Annotated in this window: 5 protein-coding genes and 2 pseudogenes; 3 read left to right on the top strand and 4 right to left on the bottom strand. The window is 58.5% G+C overall.

Going from position 1 to position 3,821, the window contains the following annotated elements:
- A pseudogene (locus tag EN935_RS25940) lies at positions 1-174 on the bottom strand (phosphoribosylformylglycinamidine synthase subunit PurQ); the annotation flags it as partial.
- Entirely contained in the window at positions 171-461 is a 291-nt protein-coding gene (locus EN935_RS25935) for a hypothetical protein (RefSeq protein ID WP_127264269.1), read from the bottom strand. The pseudogene EN935_RS25940 and the gene EN935_RS25935, both read right to left, overlap by 4 nt.
- Positions 462-578: 117 nt before the next feature.
- Here EN935_RS25935 and EN935_RS25930 point away from each other — a divergent pair, with 117 nt between their 5' ends.
- Positions 579-1,751 (top strand): hypothetical protein, encoded by a 1,173-nt coding sequence (locus tag EN935_RS25930; RefSeq protein WP_127264271.1) that lies wholly within the window; start codon positions 579-581, stop codon positions 1,749-1,751.
- Positions 1,752-1,790: 39 nt separating this feature from the next.
- Here the strand turns inward: EN935_RS25930 and purS are convergent, their stop codons facing one another.
- On the bottom strand, positions 1,791-2,033 hold the full coding sequence (gene purS / locus EN935_RS25925; protein ID WP_109669834.1) for a phosphoribosylformylglycinamidine synthase subunit PurS: 243 nt from the start codon (positions 2,031-2,033) through the stop codon (positions 1,791-1,793).
- A gap of 43 nt (positions 2,034-2,076) precedes the next feature.
- Positions 2,077-2,871: a phosphoribosylaminoimidazolesuccinocarboxamide synthase gene (purC, locus tag EN935_RS25920; RefSeq protein WP_056594372.1), complete on the bottom strand. Its 795-nt coding sequence runs from the start codon at positions 2,869-2,871 to the stop codon at positions 2,077-2,079.
- A 274-nt stretch (positions 2,872-3,145) separates the two neighbouring features.
- Here purC and EN935_RS25915 point away from each other — a divergent pair, with 274 nt between their 5' ends.
- Together EN935_RS25915 and EN935_RS25910 are read left to right on the top strand one after the other, a co-directional pair.
- Positions 3,146-3,466, top strand: a complete 321-nt coding sequence (locus EN935_RS25915) for a DUF1476 domain-containing protein (RefSeq protein WP_056562205.1) — start codon at positions 3,146-3,148, stop codon at positions 3,464-3,466.
- A gap of 170 nt (positions 3,467-3,636) precedes the next feature.
- Positions 3,637-3,821 (top strand): annotated as a pseudogene (locus EN935_RS25910) (2,4-dihydroxyhept-2-ene-1,7-dioic acid aldolase); the annotation flags it as partial.

Below are 3,821 nucleotides of genomic sequence, written 5' to 3'. Positions count from 1 at the left end.
GCGAAGATAGTCGCCGAAGGAAAAGCCGCCCGGAATGGCGATCAGGTCGACATCGGGGATTTCGGTGTCAGTCTGCCAGACGGTGACCGGCGGTGTTCCGGAAATCTTGGTCAGCGCCGCGATCATATCGCGGTCGCGATTGAGGCCGGGCAGGAGGACGACGGCTGATTTCATGGCAGTTCCCGTTCGAGCATCTGAACCAGATACCGGGGTGAAACGTGGTTGGTCAACCAGACACGGTTGTCGGAGAGAAGAATAATGCCCCATTCCTGGTCATGGCTGCCGAGTCGGCGCGCAGGATAACACTTTCCGGCGTGGGATTGCGCTTGGAAAGTTTCACGCTCGTTCAAATCACGCGGCTTTTCCGGTGAACGCGCGGAAGTCGCTGGAACAAAGCCATCGATCAAGATCTGTAGCTGCGAAACGTCCAATGATGGGCTGGGATTCTCACTATTGATCAAGTCTGGGCTCGCCTTCGAAGTGTCCGAGACGCTCTCTGAAGATTTTTATACAGTATGAATCCGGGATTTTAACGTCTGCAGCAGCATAAGGACGATGGCAAACGACTTGAGACTCCGGTGGACAACGGCAAGATCAAAGAACGCGAGGACATTCGACGCTCCATGTGGGTGTCGGCGACGATCGTGGCGTCGCTCGGCGCGTTCGCATTCATGCTGATGTGGAACGCCAGCCCTTCCACGGGGGAGCTTTTTTCAAAGTGGCTTTCCCTCGATACGAGCCTCGGCGCCTGTGCCGTCTCGTTCACACGCCTGTTTCTCATGACCACGATCATTTCAGTCGGCCTCGGCGTCATTTCTGCAGGGATGATCCTATCGGATGCGATTGATGTCTTTACCTACAAGAGGCGCTTTCGCGCCTACCGCGCGCTTTTTCTGACTGGAGCGGGCCTTACGGCATTCTTGTTGTTGCCGCTTGTTTCGGGGGACGGTGTCTGGAACGCGGGTGGTCGTCACGGCTTGTCTCGGATTGATTTCGCAAACGCCTGTATTGCTAGCCATCACACCACCTTTCATCGGTTGCATTGGCACCTTCTGATGGTCGCGCTTGTGGGTTGGTTCAACATAATGGTGTTGATGGGCCTGCAGCGCGCGATCGCCGACGGGCGCGATCCGAGCCAGCTTTCTGACGATCCTCGGACCCGGGAAATACAGTTGCGAACCCTGGAATGGGCTCAGCGACGCAGGGCAAGCGGGCGAATCGCGGTCAAGGTTGCAATGACTGCCCTGGCGGCGGCGTTGTTTTACGCCGGCGCATGGTCAATGAAGCCGGCCGTCCTCCGCTTCATTCACACGTTCACTTGGGAGCGGCAAAAGGCGAACGTGGTCGAGACTGGCATGCAATGTGTGCTGGAAGTGAAAGTCAGGCGCGACTGGGTAGAGCGGTCTCGCGCCGATTGCTCTTCAGATGCCGCGAGGGCTGCTCCGGCCTTGGCGCCGGGAGAGGGTGCTTGGCGCATCACGAAAATTCCCACCGCAAGGCTCATCTATCGCGCTCCGGGTGGTGGCGAGTATTCGTTTGACGTGGCAGGAGATTATTATGTGAAGATGTCCACATCGGTCGGCACCGAGATCGAGGTGTTGCGAAATCCGGCCAGTCCCGAAGGGATCGACAAGGTTTTCGACGGCGGTGATGTCAAACGAATGTTCTACAAACTGCTCGCGATTATCGCTGGCGCCGTCGCGATCTATTATTTGTGGATTCGCAGGCCGCGCAGTCCACGCCCGATCTAGACGGGATTATCGCCCGCCAGCTGGCGGGCGCTGTCGACGTCACCCCAGCGTCACACTATAATTCTCGATCACCGTGTTCGCCAGCAGCTTGTCGCACATGGCCTTGAGGTCCGCTTCGGCCTTGGCCTTGTCGCTTTCCGCCAGCTCGATGTCGAATACCTTGCCCTGCCGTACCGCGCCGACGCCGCCGAAGCCCAGGCCGGACAATGCGTGTTCTATCGCCTTGCCTTGCGGGTCGAGCACGCCGTTCTTGAGGGTGACGGTAATGCGGGCCTTGATCACGCTGGACATGCTCCTGTTCTGACTATCGGGTTGCAAGCCGCTATCAGTGCGGCTTGCCTTTGATGCCTTCGGTCGAGGCGACAAGCACAGGGCCGGTCGGGCGCGGCGGCTCGTTCTCGTTCATGATGCCGAGGCGGCGGGCAACTTCCTGGTAGGCTTCGACAAGGCCGCCCATGTCGCGGCGGAAACGGTCCTTGTCGAGCTTGTCCTGCGTCGCCACGTCCCACAGGCGGCAGGAGTCCGGCGAAATCTCGTCAGCGACGACGATGCGCATCATGTCGCCCTCGAACAGGCGGCCGCATTCGATCTTGAAGTCGACGAGCTGGATGCCGACGCCCATGAACAGGCCGGAGAGGAAGTCGTTGACACGGATGGCCAACGCCATCACGTCGTCGATCTCCTGCGGGCTTGCCCAGCCGAACGCGGTGATGTGCTCTTCCGACACCATCGGATCGTCGAGCGCATCGGCCTTGTAGTAGAATTCGATGATCGAGCGCGGCAGAACCGTGCCTTCCTCGATGCCGAGACGCTTGGACAGCGAACCGGCCGCGACATTGCGCACCACCACTTCGAGCGGAATGATCTCGACTTCCTTGATCAGCTGCTCGCGCATGTTCAGCCGGCGGATGAAGTGGGTCGGAATGCCCATGCGGTTGAGATGGTTGAAAATGTACTCGGAAATGCGGTTGTTGAGGACGCCCTTGCCGTCGATGACCTCGTGTTTCTTCTTATTGAACGCGGTTGCATCATCCTTGAAGAACTGGATAAGCGTGCCCGGTTCGGGTCCCTCATAGAGGATCTTGGCCTTGCCTTCATAAATGCGGCGGCGATTTTTCATCTGATTTTTCTCTGGGGTTTCGGACAGGCGGTATCAGACCATTTTCTGTCCGTCTGCCTGAAATAGTGCGGCTACGGTGGGGTTCAATGCCGGGTCTATCCCAATCACATCGTTTGCTCAATCGGCAAATCCTTCCAATCAACCGCTTTCGGGACTGAAATGCCGCAGCGCAGCATGCGATGAAGCGTATTGACCGGCCCGCGACCTTTTGGTTTGTGCTTTGGCAACACACATATTCACTGCCAACGAATCGAATTTGACCCGGAGGGACGCCATGAGCAGCATGAAAGACCGCGAAGAGGGCTTCGAGCGCAAATTTGCTTTCGACGAGGAACTTCGGTTCAAGGCCTCGGCGCGCCGCAACAAGGCGCTCGGCCTGTGGGCCGCCGAAAAGCTCGGAAAGTCGGGCGCCGACGCCGACGCCTATGCCAAGGAAGTGGTTGTTTCCGACATCGAGGAAGCCGGCGACCACGACGTGTTCCGCAAGATCCGCAAGGATTTCGATGCGGCCGGCGTCGACCAGTCGGACCATCAGATCCGTCGTACCATGGACGAGTTGATGGCGCAGGCGATCGAGCAGATCAAGAACACCTGATCCGGGCCAAAGCCGGTTCCGCAAAAGTGTCCCACGGTTTTTGCGACAGAGAACCTGCGACAGACAAAGAATGACTGGACCAATCGACCGCCCGGCCTATCCGGGCGGTTTTTCTTTGCCTTTGCCGCGGTTTCCGGCTGAAACTGCTGATGTTAACGAGGAAAGAGTCCATGTCCCTGAAGTCCCGCCTTGCGGCCGATGAAACGCTGTTCACCGCATGGTCCGGTGTGCCGGATGCCTTGACCGTCGAAATCGTCGCCAAGCAGGGTTTCGACGCCGTTACGCTCGACATGCAGCATGGCGGTCATCACGAGGACAGCGTGCTGCGTGGTCTGGTGCCGGTGCTCGCTGCCGG

It is taken from the genome of Mesorhizobium sp. M7D.F.Ca.US.004.03.1.1 (assembly GCF_003998635.1).
Taxonomy (GTDB): Bacteria; Pseudomonadota; Alphaproteobacteria; order Rhizobiales; family Rhizobiaceae; genus Mesorhizobium; species Mesorhizobium loti.
The sequence above is the reverse complement of the archived record's forward strand: the minus strand, read 5'-3'. Positions and strand labels throughout refer to the sequence as shown.